Source organism: Paraburkholderia diazotrophica, assembly GCF_038900755.1.
GTDB lineage: Bacteria > Pseudomonadota > Gammaproteobacteria > Burkholderiales > Burkholderiaceae > Paraburkholderia > Paraburkholderia diazotrophica_A.
This window is the reverse complement of record NZ_JBBPEN010000014.1, coordinates 14261-36882: the sequence shown is the minus strand read 5'-3', so window position 1 is coordinate 36882 and position 22622 is coordinate 14261. Positions and strand designations below refer to the sequence as shown.

General features: G+C 63.7%; 20 protein-coding genes. 9 read left to right on the top strand and 11 right to left on the bottom strand.

The features are described 5' to 3' along the window. Positions 1-353: 353 nt before the first annotated feature. Together AABE10_RS30755 and AABE10_RS30750 are read left to right on the top strand one after the other, a co-directional pair. Positions 354-1703 carry a YbfB/YjiJ family MFS transporter gene (locus AABE10_RS30755; RefSeq protein ID WP_428983413.1) on the top strand — a complete coding sequence of 450 codons (1350 nt, stop codon included), beginning with the start codon at positions 354-356 and terminating at the stop codon, positions 1701-1703. Positions 1704-2162: 459 nt separating this feature from the next. Continuing rightward, complete coding sequence (locus AABE10_RS30750) at positions 2163-2435, top strand: hypothetical protein (protein ID WP_342936923.1); 273 nt, start codon at positions 2163-2165, stop codon at positions 2433-2435. Between the two features lie 66 nt (positions 2436-2501). On the opposite strand, the gene AABE10_RS30745 is transcribed toward AABE10_RS30750, so the two are convergent. After that, on the bottom strand, positions 2502-3452 hold the full coding sequence (locus AABE10_RS30745) for a DMT family transporter (protein WP_342936922.1): 951 nt from the start codon (positions 3450-3452) through the stop codon (positions 2502-2504). Between the two features lie 337 nt (positions 3453-3789). On the opposite strand from AABE10_RS30745, the gene AABE10_RS30740 reads away from it, so the two are divergent. Next, the gene (locus tag AABE10_RS30740) at positions 3790-3999 is read left to right on the top strand and encodes a hypothetical protein (RefSeq protein WP_342936921.1); all 210 of its coding nucleotides are present in this window, start codon (positions 3790-3792) and stop codon (positions 3997-3999) included. A gap of 182 nt (positions 4000-4181) precedes the next feature. On the opposite strand, the gene AABE10_RS30735 is transcribed toward AABE10_RS30740, so the two are convergent. Together AABE10_RS30735 and AABE10_RS30730 are read right to left on the bottom strand one after the other, a co-directional pair. Continuing rightward, a complete protein-coding gene (locus AABE10_RS30735; RefSeq protein WP_152766874.1) occupies positions 4182-4469 on the bottom strand; it encodes a hypothetical protein in 288 nt (95 codons plus the stop codon). Positions 4470-4567: 98 nt separating this feature from the next. After that, positions 4568-5323 carry a Mut7-C RNAse domain-containing protein gene (locus tag AABE10_RS30730; RefSeq protein ID WP_342936920.1) on the bottom strand — a complete coding sequence of 252 codons (756 nt, stop codon included), beginning with the start codon at positions 5321-5323 and terminating at the stop codon, positions 4568-4570. A 103-nt stretch (positions 5324-5426) separates the two neighbouring features. On the opposite strand from AABE10_RS30730, the gene AABE10_RS30725 reads away from it, so the two are divergent. Beyond that, positions 5427-6296 carry an NAD(P)-dependent oxidoreductase gene (locus tag AABE10_RS30725; RefSeq protein ID WP_152766878.1) on the top strand — a complete coding sequence of 290 codons (870 nt, stop codon included), beginning with the start codon at positions 5427-5429 and terminating at the stop codon, positions 6294-6296. Positions 6297-6467: 171 nt separating this feature from the next. Further along, on the top strand, positions 6468-7112 hold the full coding sequence (locus tag AABE10_RS30720) for a LysE family translocator (protein ID WP_342936919.1): 645 nt from the start codon (positions 6468-6470) through the stop codon (positions 7110-7112). Between the two features lie 90 nt (positions 7113-7202). Here AABE10_RS30720 and AABE10_RS30715 read toward each other — a convergent pair whose 3' ends face one another. Beyond that, positions 7203-8495 (bottom strand): MFS transporter, encoded by a 1293-nt coding sequence (locus AABE10_RS30715; RefSeq protein ID WP_342936918.1) that lies wholly within the window; start codon positions 8493-8495, stop codon positions 7203-7205. 93 nt (positions 8496-8588) lie between these two features. Between AABE10_RS30715 and AABE10_RS30710 the strand changes: the two genes are divergently transcribed. Further along, positions 8589-9518 (top strand): LysR family transcriptional regulator, encoded by a 930-nt coding sequence (locus tag AABE10_RS30710; RefSeq protein WP_342936917.1) that lies wholly within the window; start codon positions 8589-8591, stop codon positions 9516-9518. Between the two features lie 250 nt (positions 9519-9768). Here the strand turns inward: AABE10_RS30710 and AABE10_RS30705 are convergent, their stop codons facing one another. From AABE10_RS30705 to AABE10_RS30680, 6 genes are all read right to left on the bottom strand, one after another. Next, positions 9769-10605: an OmpW/AlkL family protein gene (locus tag AABE10_RS30705; protein ID WP_342936916.1), complete on the bottom strand. Its 837-nt coding sequence runs from the start codon at positions 10603-10605 to the stop codon at positions 9769-9771. A 154-nt stretch (positions 10606-10759) separates the two neighbouring features. Further along, the gene (locus AABE10_RS30700) at positions 10760-12007 is read right to left on the bottom strand and encodes a DUF2957 domain-containing protein (protein ID WP_342936915.1); all 1248 of its coding nucleotides are present in this window, start codon (positions 12005-12007) and stop codon (positions 10760-10762) included. 140 nt (positions 12008-12147) lie between these two features. After that, on the bottom strand, positions 12148-13557 hold the full coding sequence (locus tag AABE10_RS30695; protein WP_342936914.1) for a DUF2957 domain-containing protein: 1410 nt from the start codon (positions 13555-13557) through the stop codon (positions 12148-12150). A 535-nt stretch (positions 13558-14092) separates the two neighbouring features. Continuing rightward, on the bottom strand, positions 14093-15040 hold the full coding sequence (gene argC, locus AABE10_RS30690; protein ID WP_342936913.1) for an N-acetyl-gamma-glutamyl-phosphate reductase: 948 nt from the start codon (positions 15038-15040) through the stop codon (positions 14093-14095). Between the two features lie 200 nt (positions 15041-15240). Further along, on the bottom strand, positions 15241-15816 hold the full coding sequence (locus AABE10_RS30685; RefSeq protein ID WP_342936912.1) for a flavodoxin family protein: 576 nt from the start codon (positions 15814-15816) through the stop codon (positions 15241-15243). A 134-nt stretch (positions 15817-15950) separates the two neighbouring features. Beyond that, positions 15951-16580, bottom strand: coding sequence for a YbhB/YbcL family Raf kinase inhibitor-like protein (locus tag AABE10_RS30680; RefSeq protein ID WP_342936911.1), 630 nt, complete (start codon positions 16578-16580; stop codon positions 15951-15953). 266 nt (positions 16581-16846) lie between these two features. Here AABE10_RS30680 and AABE10_RS30675 point away from each other — a divergent pair, with 266 nt between their 5' ends. Beyond that, a complete protein-coding gene (locus AABE10_RS30675) occupies positions 16847-17554 on the top strand; it encodes a response regulator (protein ID WP_342936910.1) in 708 nt (235 codons plus the stop codon). A gap of 161 nt (positions 17555-17715) precedes the next feature. On the opposite strand, the gene AABE10_RS30670 is transcribed toward AABE10_RS30675, so the two are convergent. After that, a complete protein-coding gene (locus AABE10_RS30670; protein WP_152766900.1) occupies positions 17716-18402 on the bottom strand; it encodes an orotate phosphoribosyltransferase in 687 nt (228 codons plus the stop codon). A gap of 381 nt (positions 18403-18783) precedes the next feature. Between AABE10_RS30670 and AABE10_RS30665 the strand changes: the two genes are divergently transcribed. Beyond that, positions 18784-20016 (top strand): MFS transporter, encoded by a 1233-nt coding sequence (locus tag AABE10_RS30665; protein ID WP_342936909.1) that lies wholly within the window; start codon positions 18784-18786, stop codon positions 20014-20016. A gap of 296 nt (positions 20017-20312) precedes the next feature. Further along, positions 20313-22598: an NADP-dependent malic enzyme gene (locus AABE10_RS30660; RefSeq protein ID WP_342936908.1), complete on the top strand. Its 2286-nt coding sequence runs from the start codon at positions 20313-20315 to the stop codon at positions 22596-22598. Positions 22599-22622 lie beyond the last annotated feature (24 nt).

Sequence of the window (22622 nt, the reverse complement as noted above, 5' to 3'; positions counted from 1 at the left end):
TCAGCGCGTCGGTGCGCCCGGAGTACAGCGTAGCCAGCGTCAGGCCCGCCATCGCCGTTGCGATCAGCGTGCCTGCGATGCCCGTCAGGAACGGGCGATTGCCGACCGCTTGCGACACGGCCGCGCCGTGCGTGCGCTCGAGGTGGCGAAGCCTGTGACGGATGGCCAGAAGCGGGTTCGACACGAAAACGGTCTCTGCAGTTGGGATCACTACGCTATCAGGCTAGCGAAGTTTCCAGCAAGCGCCGCAATCGCGTTCGATGCATGCCGAACGCGTACCACTGAACGCGTGCCCACCGAACGCGCGCTCGCGATGTACAGTGATAGCCCAACTGATTGACGCAAACAACGACATGACGACTGGCTTCGCTCGCCGCGCATTTTCATGGATCCATGTCAGCCTCGCCGATCTCATCGAACGACGCGAGCGGCGGACAAAGGATGAAGCGCCATCCGGCGACGCGTCGCGTGCCGCGCGGGACGCTCGCTTGCCGCGCCGCGGACGGACGCTGTGGCTCGCGATCAGCCTGTCGATGGGCAGTGCGATCGCGCTTGGGCTCGCGCGCTTTTCATACGCGCTGCTGCTGCCGTCGATGAAAACCGACCTCGGCTGGAGCTTCGCGCAGGCGGGCGCGATGAACACGGCGAACGCGCTCGGCTATCTGCTCGGCGCGCTCGCGTTTCCTCGACTGTCGCGGCGCTGGCCGGCGGCCGCGCTCTTTATCGGCGGATGCATGGCGACGGCCTTGCTGATGGCCGCGACAGGCACGCTGTCCGATACGAACACGCTGTTCGCGCAACGTGTCGCGACGGGCATCGCGAGCGCGTTCATCTTCGTGAGCGGCGGCGTGCTGGCGGCGCGGCTTGCGTCGTCGAGCACGCGCGATGCAGGGCTCGTTCTCGGCCTCTACTATGGCGGCACGGGATGGGGCATCGTTGCGTCGGCGCTGCTCGTGCCCGCGACGCTTGCGTATGCCGTGCAGGCCGTGCATGGCTGGCAATTCGCATGGTTTGCGCTTGCGGGCGCATGCGTCGCGTTGTCGATCGTCGCCGGCATCGCTGCGAGACGCGTCGAGAGGCAGCACGTGTTGCGGAGGAGCACGGCGGGCGAAGCGGCCGCAGCATCGCGGCCCGTGCCGGTCTTTCGCTATGCGTTTGCACTGTCCGGCTATGGGCTTTTCGGCGTCGGCTATATCGGCTACATGACGTTCATCGTCGCGCTCCTGCGTGGCGACGGCATGAGCGACGGCGTCGTGACGGGCTTCTATGTGCTGCTCGGCATCGCGACGATCGTGTCCGCGCGCATCTGGTCGCGGCTGCTCGACCGCATGCGCGGCGGTCAGGCGCTGGCCCTGCTCAATGCGCTGCTTGCATTCGCGACGCTGTTGCCGGCGCTCGTCGCACATCCTGCCGTCGCGTTCGCGTCGGGGCTGCTGTTCGGCGCGACGTTCCTTTCCGCCGTCGCATCGACGACAGCGTTCGTGCGCCACAATCTGCCCGCCGCACATTGGGCGCGCGGCATCAGCGCGTTCACGATCGTCTTCGCGTTCGGGCAGATCGTCGGGCCGACGGTGATCGGCTGGGTGTCCGACGGCGCAGGTCTCGAACGCGGCCTCATCTATTCGGCCTGTCTGCTTGCGGCGGGCGCAGCGCTTGCGGCATGTCAGAGGACATGGGCGCATAAGGCCGATTCGGTCAACTGATCGATTTTCGTCGGTGCGCGCATGTACGGCGCAACAGCATATTCAGTGCCACGTCAGGCGTTGCGCGGGCCGCACGCCGCGCGGATTGCGGTCGCCAGCGCACAGACTGCGTGCATCGGCGGGAACACGATAAAAACCGACGAAATACTCAGTGCTCCCATTCGAATTCGACTGTTGCTATTTCGTCAAAACAACTAGAGAAACGAGAGATCAAGGCCTAAAGTTAAAGTGCTTTCTCAAGTCTTTTGTGCAGTGCGGGGGTGCTATGAAACGTAGAAACGCGCGACAACTGGTTCGGCTACTGTCGGACATGCGACACGCGGCGGATTGCAGGGCGCTTCGCGCAGCTGCGACGCAACGGGCGATGGAGCTTGCAGCAGCAGAAGCAGCGGAGGAAGAGCAGGAAAAGCCGGACACATCGCGCGAGGGCTCCCGCGACAAGACGACGTGGAGAACGTCATGAAATCCGCCACCGAGCAGTCGCTGCATTTTTTGGTCGACAAGTGGCTGGGGCCGGTTTCCACGCCTGTGCGCGTCACGCAGGTTGGTCGCACGAAATGGGACAACACCCGCTACGTGCGCGTAGAGACATCGCTGCGGGACGGCCGGCGCTCGCTCTTCTTCTTTCGCCACGACGACGGCTGCTGGTGCGTCTTTCCGCCGACGCCAAAAAAACGCCGTTCCGACGACGAAAGCTGGCAGAGCGCGTTTGCGGGTCAAGCCGTCGCCTGAGGCGGATCGTGGCCGCTCGTCGCCGCCCGTGAACGCCAGCGCGGCATGATCCCGACGGGCCGCGCGTCAGGCCGGTTCCGCTGAATCCGACGGCACCTGGCGCCGGCCGCTCCACATCGGCATCAGCTGGCAGACGATCAGTCCCGCGAGCATCAGCGCGCAGCCGAGCATTGCGCGCGCCGCGAGCGTTTCGCCGAGCACGAGCCAGCCGGCCAGCGCGGCGAATACGCCTTCCATGCTGAAAATCACGGCCGCGTGCCCGGGCGCCGCATCTTTTTGCGCGACCACCTGAATCGTGTACGCGACGCCCACCGACAGCGCGCCGCCGTAGAGAATCGTCGGCGCGGCGCGGACGATGTCGGCGAGGCGCAGTGGATCGACGGCGAGTCCGATCGCGAGGCTCACGACGCCGCACACGACGAACTGCACCAGCGCGAGCGCCAGCGGATCGTGACGGCGCGCGAAACGGCTGACCAGCACCACCTGGGCTGAAATCACGATGGCGCCCGCCAGCTGGAGCCAGTCGCCGTACAGAATCGAAAAATGCTCGTCGACGCTCAGGAAGTACATGCCGAGCGCGGCCAGCGTTGCGCCGAGCCACACGCCCAGGCCCGTCTGATGGCGCAACGCGACGCCCATCAGCGGCACGATGACGACATACAGCGAGCTGATGAACCCGGCGTTGGCGACTTTCGTGTACTGAAGGCCGATCTGCTGGCATGAAATCGACACGGCGACCAGCAGGCCGAGCAGCGCGCCGTCGCGCCATAGCTTGCGTGCGGTCGAAACGGCGACTGCGGGCGTCGTTTCCGTCGGGATGCCGGGCTTGCGGCGTCGCGCGATCGACCAGACGATCAGCACGACGAACGCGCCGAGCAGAAAGCGCAGCCCGGTAAAGAGAAACGGGCCGATTGCATCGAGGCTCAGGCGCTGCGCGACGAACGCGCTGCCCCAGATCATGGCGGCGACGAGCATCAGAAGATTCGCGCGCAGGTGTTGGCGGGTGGCGGTTTTCAAGCGGAGATTTCCTGCAAGGCAACTCGTTTCGCGCGATCCACGGCGCATAGGGCGCGTGTTACTTCGGACGAAACGATGAGTCATGACGGCATTGGCGGCAGCCGACATGATACCCGGGCGCGCCGTCGGCGAAGCGTCGACGGCTTGAAAGCATTGAGTAAGCTAAATGTGTCCCCGAAAATACAGTCCAACCTTTATGGGATGACAAACCGCCTACGCTGCGTGATACTCCCCGCGGGGAGCCGGGAGGCGCTGCGTGGCCCAGCCGGCTTCACCGTCATGCTGTTCCAATTCAACATTTGACTTAAAAGTCGTCAGGTTTTGGGGATAAACACACATGAAGAAGATCATCGCCTCGCTCATCACCGCCTCGCTCGCACTCGTGTCCGTTCAGGCTTTCGCACAGGCATCCGACGCAGCACCGGCCGCCGCTAGCACCGCCAAGCCGAAGCACGCCCACAAGCAACTGAAGACGCACGGCAAGCGTGCTGGCGTGTCGAGCGCCGCTTCGGCTGCTGGTACGAACGACAAGGGCACGGCGAACTAAGCAGTCCGTTCGTCGCGTCAGCCGCTAGCCATCTTCGATGGCACCGGCGCCTGGCAGCGCTGCTGGCGTAGCAAGAAGAAAGGCCGAAGCGAATGCTTCGGCCTTTTGCATTTTCAGCGCGGGCAGTCGTGCCCATTCACGCAATCGAATGGCTCGCGACGACGCCTTCGGGTTACGTCCGTTCAGGCGCTCGCTGCGAGTCCGTTGACCAGCAATTCGGCGATCAGCGCGTTCATGCCTTCCGGATGCGTCGCGGCCCGCTCCTTCAACTGATCGACGAGCGCTTGCGGCAACTTGCACGCAAACGGCACGAGGCCCATCGCCTGATCGAGCTTGCGCTGCTCGCGCCGGTCGAGTTGCGGTTGTTGCGACGATGCCTTGCCGAAACGGTCGGCGGCGAGGGACTGTTTCATCTGGTTGCCCAGTTTCAGCGCCTTGTTCTTCTCAAGGTCGAATTTCTTCATTGCCATGCTGAAGGCCTCTAACGAATAAGCAATCCGCCATTGTACGCATCGCGCGCGCCTGAAATGCCCGTTAAGCAGCGCCGCGCGCGGACAGCGGGGCCGAGTTATGGCGCGGCAGTGTGCGCGCCCGTCACGCTATCCATCAGCGCGCGCATTCGCCGCCAGTGCGAACCTTCCCAGAAGACCCGCCGGCAGATGTCGCAAGTCACGAACTGCGAATGCCGCTCGAGCACGCCGGCAGGCGCGCGTCCGATCGCTTCGTCCTTTGGAATGCGCCGCAGCGGCGCGTTGCACGTGAGGCACAGGCGAAACGGCCGCGCGGTGCCCGCCAGATCGAGCCGTCCGAAAATCTCGCGCAGTTGCGCTTCGGGTTTCAATGCCCGCACATAGCAGCCATGCGTGATCGTGCGGCGCTTCAGAAGTTCGCGGTCGCGCGTGAGGACGATGCGGTCTTCGTCGGAGGCGATCGACTCGATATGTGAATCGGCGTAGTGGTTGTCGTAGAGTGTGTCGAAGCCCGCCAGGCGCAGCAATTGCGCGAGTCCGCCAAGATGCGCGTCGGCGACGAAGCGCACCACGCGTAGCGGGCGCTCGCGTACGCGCAGCAGCGGCTGGATGTCGAGCGCCTCGAACTTCGGATAGACGGCAACGCGATCGCCTTCCTGCAACTGATGCTCGAAGCCGACCGATTCGCCGTTCACGACGATCAGCTCCACCTCCGTGTGCGGCACGCCGAGCGCTTCGATCATGTGCTTGGCCGTGGCGGCGCGCGCGCACTCGCAACTGAATGACTGCCGACGCAGCGGCCGCGCCAGGAAGTCGTTCAATTCTTCGTAGAAGCGGAAAGTCGCGGTGACCATGATGCGAGTATCGCACTGCGTCGGGCGCAGTGCCGATGGGCAATTATGAGCACGGCTCGTGCGACTGTGCTCTACTGCGGGTTCTGTTGAACAGGAGCTATTGATGGACATCGGTTTTATCGGTCTCGGCGAGATGGGCGCCGCGATGGTCGCAAACATCTTGAAAGCCGGGCATAGCGTGCGTGTGTGGAACCGCTCGCCGGACAAGGCGCAGCCGCTCGCCGGACTCGGCGCGCAGGTGGTCGGTTCGCCTGCCGAGGCTTTCGCCGGGGACGCCGTTTTCTCGATGCTCGCCGACGATGCCGCGCTGCGCGATGTTATCAGCGCATCGTTGCTCGAGCATGCGCCACGCGGGCTGATCCACGTGAACATGGCGACGATTTCCGTTTCGCTCGCCGAAGAGCTGGCGACGGCGCACGCGAGCCGTGGCGTGCACTACGTGGCGGCGCCCGTGATGGGGCGGCCCGACGTGGCGGCCGCCGCGAAGCTGACGATCGTCGCCGCCGGTCCCGCCGAGGCGATTGACCGCGTGCAGCCGGTGTTCGATTCGATCGGCCAGAAGACCTGGCGCATCGGTTCGCTGCCGCAGCAGGCGAACGTCGTAAAGCTCGCGGCGAACTTCATGCTGGCGTCCGCCGTCGAGACGCTCGGCGAAGCATCCGCGCTGCTGGGCGGTCATGGCGTCGCGATGCAGGATTTTCTCGATGTCATCACGAATAGCGTGTTCCCCGGCCCGGTGTATCAGGGCTACGGCAAGATGATCGCGGAACGGCGCTACGAGCCGGCGCTCTTCAAGGCACGTCTAGGCCTGAAGGACGTGCGGCTTGCGCTGGCGGCAGCCGACTCCGTCTCGACGCCGCTGCCGGTGGCGAGCGTCGTGCGCGACAGCCTGATCGAAGCCGTTGCTCACGGCGACGGCGAGAAGGATTTCGCCGTGCTGGGGCAGGTCGCGTCGCGACGGGCGGGACGCTGACGCTCGATAGCGAGCGGGCCGCGAATCGACTGATTCCGGCTTGAACCGCGCCGCCGCTTGCCGATCCTTGCTGTCATTCGCGGCGGCAAGCGGCGGGCTTCGGCGCGCAACGGGCTGGGCGGGCATAATGTCCGTCCCGCCCGTTTTCAATTTCACCGAGCACGAAGCATCATGAGTCTGCACACCTGGTGGCTATACGTGGCCACGGTTTTTGTCGTCTGCGCGATCCCCGGTCCGAACATGCTGTTGATGATGACGCACGGCGCGCGCTACGGCATGCGTCAAACGACGGCCACGATGGCCGGCTGTCTGATGTCGCTGATGCTGATGCTGGCCGTGTCCGTCGCCGGTCTTGGCGTGTTCCTGAAAGCCTGGCCGACGATGTTCAACGCGCTGCGCCTGCTCGGCGCGGCATACCTGATCTATCTCGGCGTGAAGGCATGGCGCTCGCCCGCGAGCGAAATCGCGGCGGCGAAAATCGAGGCTTCACCCGACGCCGGCAGCAAGCTCACCCGTTCGCGCGGCTCGCTGTTTCGCAACGGCTTTCTCGTCGGTAGCAGCAATCCGAAGGCGATTCTGTTTTCGGCTGCGCTGCTGCCGCAATTCATCGACGCATCGCGTCCGACGCTGCCACAGTTCGCGGTTCTCGTTGCGACGACGGCCGTGCTGGAAATCAGCTGGTACATCGTGTACGCGGGCTGCGGCACGCAGATCGGCGCGAAGCTGAAAACCAGTGGCGTCGCGAAGGCGTTCAACCGGCTGACGGGCGGCGTGTTCGTCGGCTTCGGCGCGATGATGGCGCTCGTGCGGCACTGACGCTTCACGCTCGCAACGCGGTTTCGCGCGGCGCGAGTGGGTCATCGATCGTTCGGCGCGCCCGCGCGATCTTGCGGCAAGCAACCGCGCTCAATGCTGGGCCCGCCGGACCGCGCGGTCGACGAATCCGAACAGCAGCACGGCGATCGTGAATCCCAAGGCGATCACGCACACGCCGCTCCATCCGGCCCATGCCCACGCCGCACCTGAGAGCGCGGCGCCAATTGCTCCGCCGATAAAGAAAATTCCCACGAAGAGCGCATTCAACCGACCGCGTGCGGCCGGATTGATGAGATTGATCGCGCGTCGTCCGAGTGTCTGATCGGTGATGATGCCCGCGTCGAGCGCCGCCGCGCCTGTGACCAGCAGCGCGAGCGCCGCAATCGGATGCGCGGCCGGCGAAAACCCGCCCCAGCCCGCGCCTGCGACACCCAATAGCAGAACCGCGCCGATCATCACCAGATGCGAGACGATCTGCGTCGCGCGCTCCGCGCCGCGATCGCCGAGATAGCCGGCGAGCGGCGTGACGATCGCGCCCGTAGCGCCCGCCAACGCGAACGCCGCGATGCCCTGCATGCCGAGTGAAAACGGAGGCTGCGCGAGCCGCAGCGCAATGGCCGTCCAGAATGCGCTGAACGCGCCGAGCGCCAGAGCGGCGAGCGTCGCGCGCCGTTGCAGCACGGGCTCGGTGCGCAGCAGCGTCCACAGTGAGCGCAGCAGTTCCGTGTAGCGCGCGTGAGCGAAAGGCGTGTGATTCGGCAACTGGATGTAGAGGACGAGCGCAAGCAACGCATCGGCGGCCGCTTCGATGCTGTAGAACGAACGCCACCCGAACGACCCCGCGATCACGCTCGCAAGCGGACGCGACAGCAGAATGCCGAGCATCAAGCCGCTCATCACGTTGCCGACGGCGCGCCCGCGCCCGCTTTCCGGCGCCATCGACGCGGCCATCGGCACGAGCATCTGAATCACGCTCGACGTGGCGCCCGCCAGAAATACCGACGCCAGAAACAGCCAGCCCGACCGCGCGAGCGCCGACAGCGCAAGGAAAACAGCGCAGCACGCGAGCGTCCGGACGATGAGCCGGCGGTTTTCGAGCAGATCGCAGAGCGGCACGAGCAGCAGCAATCCCGCTGCATACCCGAGCTGAGGCAGCATCGCGATCAGTCCGGCCAGTTCCGGCGGCAGGTTCAGCGCGCGGCTGACAGGTCCCGTCAATGGCTGCGCCGCCGACAGATTCACGACGATCACGCCGACAGCGGCGGCGAAAAAGAGCGTCAGCGGCGTGGTCAAAGTCGTCGTCGGCGTTGCGGGCGATCGCGCCAATGGCGGCGCGGGCGGTGTGGTGACGGCGCGCGGACAGGTGTCGGCGGGTCGGTTCATCGATTGCTCCGGAAGGTTTCGTCCAGCCTATCGTAGGGACGCCGACGTTATGCGACAATTGAATTATCTCGATAATGTTTATGCGAGGTTGTTTTGAACACGCGAGACTTGCAGGCGTTCGTCGCGGTCGTCGAAAGCGGATCGATGGTGAGGGCATCGGAAAAGCTGTTTCTCACGCAGCCCGGGCTCACGCGCCGCGTGCAGAACCTGGAGACGATGCTCGGCATCGAGTTGCTCGACCGGCAGAGCAAGCCGCTCAAACCGACGGCGGCTGGAAACGAGGTGTACGGGCTTGCGCGGACCGTGCTGCGCGCCGTCGACGACCTGATGGCCGTCGCGTCGCCCGACAGCGAACCGACGGGCGAGCTGAAAATCGGCGTGCCGCCGTTTTTGTCCGAACTCGCGCTGGAGCAGCCGATCGACCGGCTGCGCAGCGCGTTTCCGAAGCTCACGCTGCGCGTGACGGCGGGCTGGTCGCCGGGGTTGTTGCAGGGCGTCGAGCGCGCATCGGCGGATGCGGCCGTCGTGCTGCTGCCGGAGGGCGTCCCGTTGCCGGAAGCGCTCACCGCGACGCTGCTCGCGTACAAGCCGACGGTGGTCGTCGCGCCGCGCTCGTTCGGATTCACCGAGCAGCCGACGACACTCGCCGAACTGTCGTGTCATCCGTGGGTGCTGAATCAGGATGGTTGCGGGATGCGCTCGGCGCTGAGCCGCGCGATGTCGGCTGCGGGGTTGCCGTTCAATGTGGCCGTCGAGGCATTCGGCTCGGAATTGCAATTGTCGCTCGTCGCGCGCGGCTTGGGCGTGGGGCTTGCGGCGCCGGAAGTACTCGCGCGCAGCCCGCAGCGCGAGTCGCTGCAGATTCTCGACGTGCCGGATTTTCGCAGTGGCCTGAACGTGTGGCTCGTGCATGGCGCGCTACCCGGGCGCCTGATCCGGCCGATCTCGTTGATGCGCGACGCGCTGATCGAAAAGCTGAAAACGGATGCCGCCTGCTGGCCGTTGGCGGGAGCGACGGCATGATGCGAAGCACAATAAATGCACCTGAAAGGTGCGATATGGCGAGATCGCGCGCGTGCTTCCTGTAGTGCCTGGACTCTAATCTAAATGTTGCATCGCACCACAGGGTTTGCTATAGTTGTTTTCGTCTCCTCCATGTCTCCTCTGATATGGATTCAGCCCGCCAACCGTTTGGCGGGCTTTTTTTTGCCTGTTTCCTTCGTACTTGCTGCTGCGCGTGGCCGTTCGGTCAAAGCCGATTGCGCTGGCCTCGTCAGAATTTGTAGGACACCGCGAGGTACGTGATGATCGGATTGGCTTTCAGTTCAGCCTTCGATACGCCCAGTTCCGTGCCGTCCGCCGCCTTGATGATCACCGATGAAGTCGTTTTCAGCGGGATATAGGTGACGGATGCCGTCACGCCCCAATGATCGGTGATGTTGTACATCGCGCCGGCGTTGAAGACGGGCGCCCATGACGACGATGCCTTCGCTTCCACCGATGTCTTGCCCGGCTTGCCCGCGCCCGCGGCGAGAATCGCGCCGAGGTTGTCCTGTGTCGACGTGACGAAGTTGTTGTTCAGCTGGATGTCGCTGAACCAGTTGTACGACACGCCGATGCCGAGAAACGGCCGGAACTTCGCCGTCGCCGACCCGAAGTAGTACTGGAAGATCAGCGCCGGGCTCCATTGCCGCACGCTCTTCACGATCGGATTGACGGCGGGATCGCCGATGTCCTGCTTGCCGAGCGCGCCCGCCGGACCTGGCGGCTGAATGGTGCCGTGCCCGTAAATCTTGAACTTTGGCGGAATGCCCGCCACCGACGTCACCGCGAAATGGTCCGTGACGAAGTGCGAAAAGACGAGACCGGCCGTATCGGCATTCGTCGTCGACAGGCTCGTGCCCGGCGACGTGAACGAACTCGGCAGCCGCAACGGGGTGTTGATCGGCACGGGCGCGACGTGTGTCGTGAGCGGCGTGCTCGAATCCTGCGGCATCACGTGAAACCAGCCGAGCGTGACGAGGTTGTCGCCGGCCTTTTGCGCATGCGCGCTCTGCGTGGCGAGCGCGCCCAATGCGGCAGCCGACGCCGCGACCAAGAGCTTTTTCATTTTGTTCCTCCTGAGCGGACGGCCTGCCGCGCGGGCGACGGCGTTGTCGATGCCGTCTGCTCCGCGCCCCGGCCGGCCGCTCTGCCGCGCGGGCAGAGAGACGCGCCGAGGGGCGGTCGCCTCGTTGCGTTTTATCGTGCGGAGCGCGCGCCCATCACTGGACGAAGGCGCCGATCGTGAAGTACGGCGACGACGCGTTCGACAAGTCCAGGAAGCCGAATACGCCCCCCGTGAAAATGAACTTGCCGGTCGGCGCGCTGCCGGCGGCCGCGCTCGCGTAGGTCGACGTGACGACGCCGGGGACCGTCTGCGTGAAGTCGAGGTTCAGCGCCTTGGTCAGCGAGGCTTGCGACGCGTTGAACGGATCGAGCAGCGTCGCCTGCGTGCCGACGAGCGCGTTCGTCCGGTAGTCGAACTCGCTGTCGACGCCGATGTACTCGCCGTTCTGCGAGTTGACGGCGATGTTCGTCTGAGGCGAGAGGATCGAGATACCCGATTCGTCGTCGGCGACGGGGCCGGTCAGGCCGTTTTGCGGATTGGGCGTTAGCGACGAATTCGCAACGCCCGTGCGGATCAGGATCGGCACGTTCTGGTTGCGCAGCTTGCCGACGATCATGAAGCCCTTTGCGACGGGCGATGTTGCGAGCGTCGGTTTGCCTTGGCCCTGGAAGTTGTCGGTTTCGAATGCGCCGCTGCCATCGGACGATTGCGCCCAGTTCGTGCCCGGCTGCTGGCACTTGCCGGCGTTGACGCCTGCGTTGTCGCACTCCGTCCAGGTGCCGTCGGCGTTGATCGTGATCTTGGTATCGACGACGGTCGGCGCGAAGTTTTGCGACGGAATCTGGTGATAGCCGAGCTGGTTGTACGTGCCCGTGACGTTCGCGAGATTCGTCTCAATCGACGAGAAGCCGATGAACGGGTAATACGGGAATGTCGTATCGGGCACCTGGCCTTGGCCAAGAATTCCGTCGAACTGGATCTCGGCGCCCGGAATCGTGCCGCCCGCCACCCCTTCGCCGACGAAGATGCGCGCCGGACGGTTCGGATCGAGACTTGCGCCATTCAGACGGAACGCGCACTGGTTGAGCTTGTTGGTGGGCAGCTGCGTTTCCTGCGTGAGCGTGCCGGATGCCGTTTGTCCTTTGCGCGTGGGCGCGACCGTTCCCTTCGTCGCGGGGATCGGCGATTCGACGTAGGCGATTTGCCACGTCATCTTCGTCGTGTCGAGTTGCAGCTTGACGAGTTCGCCATCGCCGCCGCCGCCCGTGAAGGTCGTGCCGTAGTCGAGCGACGAAGGGCAGAGGCGGGCTTCCGTCGGCGGCGGGCCGTCGCTGCCCGAACCGCCGCAAGCCGCGAGCAACGGCGCTGCAAAAGCTAGCGCCGAAAGAATCTTCCAGTTCATTGTGCCTCCCTGTCTTGTTGTGGGCAGCCGGCTCCCAGTCCAGCCGCCTTTCGGCCTTGTGATCTAGCGGTGCTGCCGTACTGCGTTCGTTGCATGTCGCTGCACGTGTTGTTGTGGTGTCGTCGCGTCGCTCACTTGCTTCACTTGCTGATCTGCGCGCCGACGCTGAAGTACGGCGAACTGGCCGTGTCGGCGTTGGCCGAAGTCGGCGCGATGCCGCCGTTTTCCGTGCCTTCGATGAAGATCGCGTAGAGTCCGCCCGCGGCGATGGCGAGGCCCGATTTGCCTTGCGTGTCGGCGACGTTCACGACGCCGGGATTGCCGAGACCGTACTTCAGCGCGAAGCCGCTTTCGGCGGCTTGCGTGGTCGGATTGATGAAGGTGCCGAGGCCGCCCTGGATCAGCGACGCGGTGTACCTGAAGTTCGAGTCCGCGCCGACATAGCCGCCGTCGAAGCCGCCCGATGCGAGCGGCGTCGCGCTCGCGAGCATCGCGATGCCGGATTCGTCGTCGACCTGCGCATCCAGCGGAATGGCGCCCGTGCCGGTAAACACATAGCCCGTCCTCACGACGACCGGGACGGTGGCGCCGTTCAGCTGGCCGAGGATCATATGAGCCTTCGACGTGCCCTTCTGGCCGAGCAGCGGCAAACTGAACTGGTTTTCGATGCGCGGCGCGTTGTTGCTGTCGAAATAGCCGTTGGCGTTGAGCGTCAGCGGGTCGCCCGTCGACAGGCATCCCGTCGAGCTTGCGTTGCCCGCAGTGGGCGCTGGATTAGTTGTGGACGAGCATGCGCCGTTTGTGTCGAACGTTTCGGACGTGCTGGTTGCGGTCGCCGCGTAGTTCGCCGATGGCTCGATGTGATACAGCAGCCCGTTGTAAGTGCCGGCGACCTTCGAGAGATCGGTCGTCGTGCTCGCGAAGCCGAGGAACGGATAGAAGTCGAAGTGCCGGCTCGGCACGGCGCCGACGTTCTGGTAGGTCAGGATGTTTTTGCCGGCGTACGAGATGTCCGCGCCGGGAATGCCGCCGCCCGCGACGCCTTTGCCGACGAAGACAATCGGCGGATTCGCCGATGAAAACGATGTGGTGTACGTCGCGCCCGTCGACGGCGCGGTGCCCGAGGCCGGCGTCAGCATGAACGCGCAGCGCGTCTGCTCGGCGTTGGGCAGCATGCCTGCGGGCGGGTGCATGACGGCGCCCGTGACCGTCGTGCCCGCACGTGTCTTGTCGACCTGTCCCGTCGACACGGGAATCGGCGATTCCAGAAACGTCAGCGTGTACGTCATCTTGACGGCATCGATGTTCAGCGTTACGACTTCGCCGCTGCCGGCCCCGCCCAGGTAAGTGCTCTTGCCGATGTCGGCATCGGCCGGGCAAAGCGTGCTCGCGCTGGCCGTCGACGTGGGCGGCCCTTGCACGCCGCAGCTCGATCCCGAGCACTGGCTCGTCCGGATCGAGCCGGGGTTATCCGCTTTCCCTCCGCCGCAGGCGAGCAAAAAAGGCGCGCTGGCAATGGCACATGCCAGCCCTCTCGAAATGGCGTACATGCTGTCGTCTCCCTGTTGGTCAGAGTTGCGGCTTTAGCGCCTTACTCCGATCCATGTTTGCCTACTGATCTAATTTGCGAGCTAATTTCGCTGCGGGATTTAAGGCTGTCAATTGAGCGAATCGTCTAAAAAGTCCGATTCAAACAGCCCATTTTTCGCGGAGAGTCGCATGGCGCTTCGAGGCACGCGCTTTTAAACAAAAACGGCTTCTTTCGCCGATGGGCGGATTTCTGCCCGTTGCCGCTCCGCCTTTACTGGCGGGCGATACGGCAAAATGCCTCTATCATCTTCGAACGTTCGTTCGCAAAAAAATCGGGAGATTCCCTATGCGGTAATAGATGCGCAATACAGAAAGAAGGGAAGCATTAAATGCCGGTTTTAAGGCGTGCTGGAAATGACGGCAAAACGAAAGGAATTACGCCGCGTTTAATTAGCCGTTTTTAATCGCAGATTGGCGATTGCAAAAGAAAAAGCCGGCGTTTGAATGCCGGCTTTGTAAAGCGCGAGGACGGCCGTGCCGTCCATGCGCGATCGGTTAGCGTTTCAAGCCCGTCGCTTCGTCTGCGCCGATCGCGAGATTCATGCACTGGATCGCCGCCCCCGACGCGCCCTTGCCCAGATTGTCGAGCCGCGAGACCGTGACGAAGCGCTCTTCGCTACCGAACACGAACAGGTCGACGCGATTCGTGTCGTTGTTCGCCTGGACGTCGAAGAAGCCGCTGTCGAGGTTGTCGTCGGCGTTGAAGGGCGCGACGCGCACGAACTGCTCGCCGCTGTAGTACTCGGCGAAGAGCGCCTGCACTTCTTGTGGCGTGGCCCGCTTCGCGAGCTGGCCCGGCGTGAAGTACGTCGTCACGGCGAGGCCCTTGTAGAAGTTGCCGACGATCGGCGTGAAGATAGGCGGGTGCTTCAGGCCCGTGTGCGCGGCCATTTCCGGCAGGTGCTTGTGCGTGAGGCCGAGCGCATACGGGCGCGGGCTGTCGAGCTTCGCGTTGCCGCCCGCTTCGTAGTCCGCAATCATTTTCTTGCCGCCGCCGCTGTAGCCGGTGATCGAATAGCTGTGCGCGGCGAAATCCGCCGACACCACGCCCGCCTCGACGAGCGGACGCATCGCCAGCACGAACGCCGATGCGTGGCAGCCGGGCACTGCAATGCGCTTGGCCGTGCGCAGACGCTCGCGTTGCGCGCGGGCCAGCTCGGGCAGGCCGTACGCCCAGTCGGCATGCGTGCGGAACGCCGTGCTCGCGTCGATCAGCACGGTGCGGTCGTTCTCGACGAGCGACGCCGATTCGCGCGACGCAACATCCGGCAGGCATAGGAACGTGACGTCGGACGCGTTGATGAGACGACGGCGCTCGTCGATGTCCTTGCGCTTCGCTTCTTCGATGCGGACGATTTCAACGTCTGCGCGCTGCGACAGGTATTCGAAGATTTTCAGGCCGGTCGTGCCTTCCTGTCCGTCGACAAAAACTTTCGTGCTCATCTCGATCTCGCTGGCTTACGGAAAACGGGGCGCTCGCTGCGCCGGAACGCCATTTTAAGTCTGCTTGGCGGCGCGTGTGCAGCGCTTGTGCAGATTCGGCGAAAAACACGTTGCGCCGCAACCGTGACAGCGGCATGACGGCGCGTGCTGTCAGAACGCGGTCAACACGCAAACACGCAATCAGCGCGCGCCGCGCCCGCCTATGCCGGCTGTCCCGCCTTCCAGCGCGCCGTCACGGCCGCAATGCGGGCGCCGAACACCTTCGCGGTCTCGATGTCGCCGGGCAGCGGCGCTTCGTCGGGCGTGGCGTCGGCAGGCGACTGCGACAGCAGCCCCGTGAAGCCGCCGACATAATTCAGATCATTGCGCGTCGCCGCTTTCGTGTTGGACGGCATCATGCCCGTGCCCGCCCAGATCATGCTGTGCTGCATCGCGAGCGTCACGAAATACTGGATCGTCGAGAACTTGTCGCCGTTCATCGTCGCCGAGTTCGTGAAGCCGGCGGCAATCTTGTCCTTCCACTTCTGGCCGAACCACGGCTTGGAACTGGCGTCGGCGAATTTCTTGAAGTCGGCGGACGGGCCCCCCATGTAGGTGGGCGCGCCGAAGATGATCGCGTCGGCTGCGTCCAGCGCGACCCAGCCCGCGTCGTCGAGCTCGCCGACGGCGATCAGCCGGGCATCGGCGCCGCCGTCGAGCGTGCCGGCGAGAACCGCTTCCGCGAGCTTCTTCGTGTGGCCATAGCCGCTGTGATACACGATGATGATCTTCGACATGGACAACTCCATTGTTTCAAGAAATGACTGGAAAGCGCAGAACGCTGCATTTTGTCATCACGAGCAAGTCCTCTCAGACACCGTGAGAAAACGCGGCGCCCACTGATCGCTTTTGAGACCGCCTTGGAAAAAGGCTAGCGGCCGTACATGACGGTCATGCGGGCATAGCCGAGCGTCGCGGTGCTGATCTCGTGATCGAACATCACCGAAGGGCGTCCCTGCGCGAGCCTGAGATTGGGCGTGCTCAGCGCATAAACGGTGATGACATAGCGATGCGGCTTGCCGGGCGGCGGGCAGGGGCCGCCGTAGCCGTCGATGTCGAAGTCGTTGCGCGCTTCGACGGCACCGAGTTTCTTAAGAAAACCGGACGCGCTGGCGTTTTCCGGCAGCCGGTCGACATTCGCCGGAATGCCGACGACGGCCCAATGCCACCAGCCGCGTCCGGGTGCATCGGGATCGAATATCGTGATCGCGAAGCTGCGCGTGCCGTCGGGCGGGTTATGCCAGCTGAGTTGCGGCGAATGGTTGTTGCCGTTGCAGTCGTCGCGATCGAATACTTGCGCGTTGTTAACCGTGCCGCCCGCGCGAAAACTGGTGCTGGTGACGGTGAACGCGTTGTCGGCGAAGACCGCGGACGCGTGAACCGCGCACGCGAACACGAGGACGGACGCGATGACGGACATGACCCGCGATGGCGCGAAAGACAGAAACGGCAGGAACGAACGGAACGAAGCAGGCGTAACGACCGGGCAACGCAAGCGCATGTGCCGAATCTCCTGTCAGGCTCGTAAAGAATTGTCCTTACGAAGGATTATTGTCCTTTTTTATACCCAAGCGACAAATCGAGTCTAACATTACATCTTATAAAAGCATTCGTGCTTGGTAAGCGGCCAGTATGGTCTGAAATCGGCTATAGTCGCTGCAATCGTCTGCGGTCACATACAAGCAGACAACTCCTATAAATTTAGAACTAAGAAACAGTTTCATGACTGAAGTTTCGGAGCGTGGATTGTCTGATCAAGGGAGGGCCATGCAAGATCCCATCAGGGTCGTGGTTGCCGACGACCATCCGGTCATTCTCTTTGGTGCCGAGCAGGCGTTGCTCAAGTTCCAGGGTATCCGCGTGGTCGCGCGCGCAAAGCAATCCACCGAGTTAGTGAAGTTGCTACAAACGACTCCCTGCGACGTGCTCGTCACCGATCTCGCCATGCCCGGCGGGCATTACGGCGACGGCCTGCCATTGATCGGCTACTTGCGTCGGAATTTTCCCGACCTGCCTATCGTTGTCCTGACGATGCTCGAAAACGCCGCGTTGCTGAAGCGGCTAAATGAGCTTGGCGTGACTTCCGTGGTGAACAAGTCAGATGATCTGAGCCACATCGGGCTTGCCGTGCAGCACGTCAGCCGGCATCTCGAATACATGAGCCCGTCGGTGAAGGCGTCGCTCGACACGCTGCGCATGAACGCAGGTGGAAAGAGTGACGAAGTGATCTTGTCGAAGCGCGAACTCGAAGTGGTGCGGCTCTTTGTTTCGGATATGACAATTAAGGAAATTTCCGAGCAACTGAACCGCAGCATTAAGACGATCAGTACTCAAAAGAACACGGCGATGCGCAAGCTCGGACTCGAACGAGATTCCGAACTATTCCAGTACGCGCAAAGTAACGGCTTGATGAATCTGTCGTCGTATGCCCCGGGTGAGGCCGACGACGGAGGCGCTGCGCCGCAACAGTCTTAGATGTGTCGTCAGAGGCGTAAGAGCGCTTCTGAATCCGGTCGACGCGAATCTTAGCGTGCCAAAAGAAAGGCCGCCTGTCTTGCGGACAGGCGGCCTTCTTATTGGCATCGCCGGTTGCGCGCGGGCCTTGACGGCGTCGGCCCGGCGCATGATGCGGACAATTACTGCGGAGCAGCCGTCGCGCCGCCGTGCGCTGCCGACCATTCGGCGGGTGCGTGCAGGAATTTTTCGACTTCATCGAGCGTCTTCGTATCGAAGTAGCCCTTTTCCTTCGCGACGCGCAGCACGTCCCACCACGTGGCGAGCGCGTGCAGATCGACGTCGATGTCTTTCAGCACGGACACGCTTTCCTTGAAGATGTTGTAGTGGAACAGCACGAAGCAGTGGTTCACCTGCGCGCCCGCCGTGCGCAGCGCGTTGATGAAGTTGATCTTGCTGCGGCTGTCGGTGGTCAGGTCTTCGACCAGCAGCACGCGCTGGCCTTCCGTCAGCAGACCTTCGATCTGCGCATTACGGCCAAAACCCTTCGGCTTCTTGCGCACGTACTGCATCGGCACCATCAGACGGTCCGACAGCCATGCGGCGAACGGAATGCCCGCCGTTTCGCCGCCGGCGACGGCGTCGATCTGCTCATAACCGACGTCGCGCAAAATCGTCGTTTCCGCCATCTCCATCAGGCCGCGGCGCACGCGCGGGTACGAGATCAGCTTGCGGCAATCGATGTACACGGGGCTCGCCCAGCCGGAAGTGAAGATGTACGGTTTTTCCGCGTTGAAGTGCACTGCCTGGACTTCCAGCAGCATTTTTGCGGTCGTGTCGGAGATCGTCTGGCGATCGAAGCCTGTCATGGGCGAATCCTTGGGTGATGAGCTGGGAGGCGGGCGCGCGGCCCGATGGCGCAGCAAGCGTGGCGTGACCAGATGTGGCACCCGGCGCCCGGATGGACGAAACACACCGGAAAGTTGAAAAACTGACAGGATTGCTGCGCGCGTAGCCCGTTATTTTACCCGATTCGGACTTGTCCCAGGGCGCCCGGACACGCGAGTCCGCCTTCGCACTGGCTGTCCGTGCGCTTCGCCTATGCCTTTTGGCCAGGTTGTGACAGCAGATCGCGGCCTTTACCCTTTACACTCACGCGAAATTTTCCACTGCAACCTTCAGCGATGGCCGCGCCCGGCCATCGGCCGATTGCAGTTCGCACCCGGCAACACCAGCAAGGACTGCCGCACATGAACATCGTTTCTTCGTCGAATCCCGTCACGCAAGATACTCGCCCCGGCTATGCCGCGCGGGCGCTGATCGCGTCGGTGCTCGGCTATGCGATGGACGGCTTCGACCTGCTGATTCTCGGCTTCATGCTGCACGTGATCGCCGCCGATCTGCACCTTACGTCGACGCAAGCCGGCTCGCTCGTCACGTGGACGCTGATCGGCGCGGTGGCGGGCGGTCTGATTTTCGGCGTCTTGAGTGACTATTTCGGTCGCGTGCGCATGCTCACGTGGACGATCCTGATCTTCGCGATCTTTACGGGCCTGTGCGCGCTCGCGCAGGGCTACGGCGATTTGCTCGCGTACCGGACGATCGCGGGCGTCGGTCTGGGCGGAGAGTTCGGCATCGGCATGACGCTCGTCGCCGAGGCCTGGCCCGCTGCGCAGCGGGCGCGGGTGTCCTCGTATGTCGGGCTTGGCTGGCAACTCGGCGTGCTCGCCGCCGCGTTGCTGACACCGCTGCTGTTGCCGCTGATCGGCTGGCGCGGCATGTTCGCGCTCGGGCTGGTGCCTGCCGTGGTGTCGTTTTTCGTGCGACGGCGCGTCGAGGAACCGGCGCTCTTCACCGAGCGGATCGCGCGCGGCATGCGCAAGGCGCCCATGAAACTGCTCGTCGCCGACGCCCGCACGACACGCGCGAGCGTGGGCGTCGCGATTCTCTGCTCGGTGCAGAACTTCGGCTACTACGGCCTGATGATCTGGCTGCCGACCTATCTGTCGAAAACTTTTGGCTACTCGCTGACGCGCTCCGGTCTATGGACTGCCGTCACGGTGCTCGGCATGGCCGTCGGCATCTGGTTGTTCGGCAACGCTGCCGACCGCTTCGGCCGCAAGCCGGCGTTTCTGTTCTATCAGGCGGGCGCCGTCGTGATGGTGTTCGTCTACGCGCACCTGAGCACGCCCGCCGCGCTGTCGATCGGCGGCGCGTTGATGGGCGTGTTTGTGAACGGGATGATCGGCGGCTACGGCGCGCTGATTTCCGAGCTGTACCCGACGGATGCACGCGCCACTGCGCAAAACGTGCTGTTCAACATCGGCCGGGCGGTGGGCGGGTTCGGCCCCGTCGCGGTCGGTGCGCTGGCTACGCGTTTTTCGTTCGGCGCCGCGCTCATCGCGCTCGCATCGATCTACGTGCTCGATATCCTCGCGACGCTCTTTCTGATCCCCGAGCGCCGCGGCGCTGCGCTCGAATGACGGCGTCCCCGAGGAACGGTGGGAGTGTTTCCATGTCGCGCCGCAGCAAGAGCTGGCGCGGCTCCGGCTTATCCGTCCGGTACAAAACCTGGCCCGGACTGACTCGTCGGGGGTGTACACTAACCGACCCGAAAAAGCTCAGCGCCGCCTGCTTTCCGCTGAGGTTTGACGCCGCGCCCAACGGGCGCACGCGAGAAACGCCGCCGTCGGGCATCCGCCCGGCAACGGCCAGCGCAGCACGTGACGTAGCGATGTATCGAGCCGGGCCCGATTATTAACGTCTCGCAGGTTAGAAAATGGACGAACAACTGAAGCAAAGCGCTCTCGCGTATCACCAGAATCCGAAGCCCGGCAAGATTTCGGTCACGCCGACCAAGCCGCTTTCGAACCAGCTGGATCTGTCGCTCGCATACTCGCCGGGCGTCGCAGCCGCGTGCATGGCCATTTACGACGAGCCGCTCGACGCGCAGAAGTACACGTCGCGTGGCAACCTCGTCGGCGTGGTCACGAACGGTACGGCGGTGCTGGGGCTCGGCAACATCGGACCGCTCGCCGCAAAGCCCGTGATGGAAGGCAAGGGCTGTCTGTTCAAGAAGTTCGCCGGCATCGACGTGTTCGATATCGAGCTGAGCGAATCCGATCCCGACAAGCTCGTCGAAGCGATCGCGATGCTGGAGCCGACGCTCGGCGGCATCAACCTCGAAGACATCAAGGCGCCCGAATGCTTCTACATCGAGAAGAAGCTGCGCGAGCGCATGAAGATTCCCGTTTTCCACGACGACCAGCACGGCACGGCGATCATCGCATCGGCGGCAATTCTCAACGGCCTCAAGGTGGTCGGCAAGAAGCTCGACGAAGTCAAGCTCGTGTGCTCGGGCGCGGGCGCGGCGGCCATCGCGTGTCTGGACCTGCTCGTGAATCTGGGCCTGTCGAAGAAGAACGTGCTCGTCGTCGATTCGAAGGGCGTGATCTACGAAGGCCGTGGCAATCTGGACCCGTCGAAGGAGCGCTATGCGGCGCACACCGACGCGCGCACGCTCGGCGACGCGATCAACGGAGCCGACGTGTTCCTCGGCTGCTCGAGCGCCGGCGTGCTGAAGCCGGAAATGGTCAAGGAGATGGGCACGCAGCCGCTGATCCTCGCGCTCGCGAACCCGGAGCCGGAAATCCGCCCGGAAGAAGCGAAGAAAGTGCGTCCGGACTGCATCATCGCGACGGGCCGTTCGGACTATCCCAACCAGGTCAACAACGTGCTGTGCTTCCCGTTCATCTTCCGCGGCGCGCTGGACGTCGGCGCGACGACGATCACGGAAGAAATGAAGCTCGCGTGCGTGCGCGCGATCGCTGAACTGGCGGAAGAAACCGATCAGGGCGATGAGGTCGCGAAGGCCTATGAAGGGCATTCGCTGGAATTCGGTCCCGAGTACCTGATTCCGAAGCCTTTCGATCCGCGTCTGATCATCAAGATCGCGCCCGCCGTCGCGCAGGCCGCGATGGATTCGGGTGTCGCCACGCGTCCGATTCAGGACATGGACGCCTATCGCGAGCAACTGGGCGCGACCGTCTACCGCTCGGGCATGGTGATGCGCCCCGTGTTCGCCGCCGCGAAGGCGCAGCCGGCTCGCATCGTGTTCGCCGAGGGCGAAGACGAGCGCGTGCTGCGCGCCGCGCAATTCGTGCTGCTCGAAAAGATCGCAAAGCCGATCTTGGTGGGCCGGCCGGGCGTCATTGAGATGCGTCTGAAGAAGATCGGCTCGAAGCTCAAGTGCGGCGAGGATTTCGAGGTCGTCAATCCGGAAGACGATCCGCGTTATCAGCAGAGCTGGCAGGCTTATCACGAGATCGGCGCGCGCTCGGGCGTCACGCCTGAAGTCGCGAAGGCCGCGATGCGCAAGTTCAATACGCTGATCGGCGCAATTCTCGTGCATCTCGGCGACGCCGACGGCATGATCTGCGGCCTGATCGACACGTATCACGAGCATCTGAAATACGTCGAGCAGGTGCTGGGCAAGGCCGAGCATGTCGACAATTTCGCTGCGATGAACCTGCTGATGCTGCCGGGCCGCAATCTCTTCATCAGCGACACGTACGTGAACGAAGTGCCGACGGCCGAACAGCTCGCCGATATGACGATTCTCGCCGCGCGCGAAATCGAGAAATTCGGCATCGTGCCTAAGGTCGCGCTGCTGTCCAATTCGAACTTCGGCAGCATTCCGTCGGCGACGTCGACGCGCATGTCGGCGGCGCGCAAGCTGATCGCCGAACGCGCGCCGCATCTGGAAGTCGACGGCGAAATGCACGGCGACGCGGCGCTGTCGGAAGCGGTGCGCAAGGCGGCCTTCCCCGGCACCACGCTCACGGGCGAAGCAAACCTGCTGATCATGCCGAACGTCGAGGCGGCCAACATCACGTACAACCTGCTGAAGATGATCGGCGGCGAAGGCGTGACGGTCGGTCCGTTCCTGCTCGGCGCGTCGAAGCCGGTGCATATCCTGACACCGGCCGCGACCGTGCGCCGGATCATCAACATGACGGCGATCGCTTCGGCGAACGTCAATGCGGAGCGACAGGCCGCGAAGTAGGCGTGTTTTCCGACCGATAGCGGC

Excerpts from the sequence above, each read along its gene's own strand:
- AABE10_RS30755 (WP_428983413.1), top strand. The coding sequence starts at position 354 with ATGACGACTGGCTTCGCTCGCCGCGCATTTTCATGGATCCATGTCAGC.
- AABE10_RS30750 (WP_342936923.1), top strand. The coding sequence starts at position 2,163 with ATGAAATCCGCCACCGAGCAGTCGCTGCATTTTTTGGTCGACAAGTGG.
- AABE10_RS30740 (WP_342936921.1), top strand. The coding sequence starts at position 3,790 with ATGAAGAAGATCATCGCCTCGCTCATCACCGCCTCGCTCGCACTCGTG.
- AABE10_RS30735 (WP_152766874.1), bottom strand. The coding sequence starts at position 4,469 with ATGGCAATGAAGAAATTCGACCTTGAGAAGAACAAGGCGCTGAAACTG.
- AABE10_RS30730 (WP_342936920.1), bottom strand. The coding sequence starts at position 5,323 with ATGGTCACCGCGACTTTCCGCTTCTACGAAGAATTGAACGACTTCCTG.
- AABE10_RS30725 (WP_152766878.1), top strand. The coding sequence starts at position 5,427 with ATGGACATCGGTTTTATCGGTCTCGGCGAGATGGGCGCCGCGATGGTC.
- AABE10_RS30720 (WP_342936919.1), top strand. The coding sequence starts at position 6,468 with ATGAGTCTGCACACCTGGTGGCTATACGTGGCCACGGTTTTTGTCGTC.
- AABE10_RS30715 (WP_342936918.1), bottom strand. The coding sequence starts at position 8,495 with ATGAACCGACCCGCCGACACCTGTCCGCGCGCCGTCACCACACCGCCC.
- AABE10_RS30705 (WP_342936916.1), bottom strand. The coding sequence starts at position 10,605 with ATGAAAAAGCTCTTGGTCGCGGCGTCGGCTGCCGCATTGGGCGCGCTC.
- AABE10_RS30700 (WP_342936915.1), bottom strand. The coding sequence starts at position 12,007 with ATGAACTGGAAGATTCTTTCGGCGCTAGCTTTTGCAGCGCCGTTGCTC.
- AABE10_RS30695 (WP_342936914.1), bottom strand. The coding sequence starts at position 13,557 with ATGTACGCCATTTCGAGAGGGCTGGCATGTGCCATTGCCAGCGCGCCT.
- argC (WP_342936913.1), bottom strand. The coding sequence starts at position 15,040 with ATGAGCACGAAAGTTTTTGTCGACGGACAGGAAGGCACGACCGGCCTG.
- AABE10_RS30685 (WP_342936912.1), bottom strand. The coding sequence starts at position 15,816 with ATGTCGAAGATCATCATCGTGTATCACAGCGGCTATGGCCACACGAAG.
- AABE10_RS30680 (WP_342936911.1), bottom strand. The coding sequence starts at position 16,580 with ATGCGCTTGCGTTGCCCGGTCGTTACGCCTGCTTCGTTCCGTTCGTTC.
- AABE10_RS30675 (WP_342936910.1), top strand. The coding sequence starts at position 16,847 with ATGCAAGATCCCATCAGGGTCGTGGTTGCCGACGACCATCCGGTCATT.
- AABE10_RS30670 (WP_152766900.1), bottom strand. The coding sequence starts at position 18,402 with ATGACAGGCTTCGATCGCCAGACGATCTCCGACACGACCGCAAAAATG.
- AABE10_RS30665 (WP_342936909.1), top strand. The coding sequence starts at position 18,784 with ATGAACATCGTTTCTTCGTCGAATCCCGTCACGCAAGATACTCGCCCC.
- AABE10_RS30660 (WP_342936908.1), top strand. The coding sequence starts at position 20,313 with ATGGACGAACAACTGAAGCAAAGCGCTCTCGCGTATCACCAGAATCCG.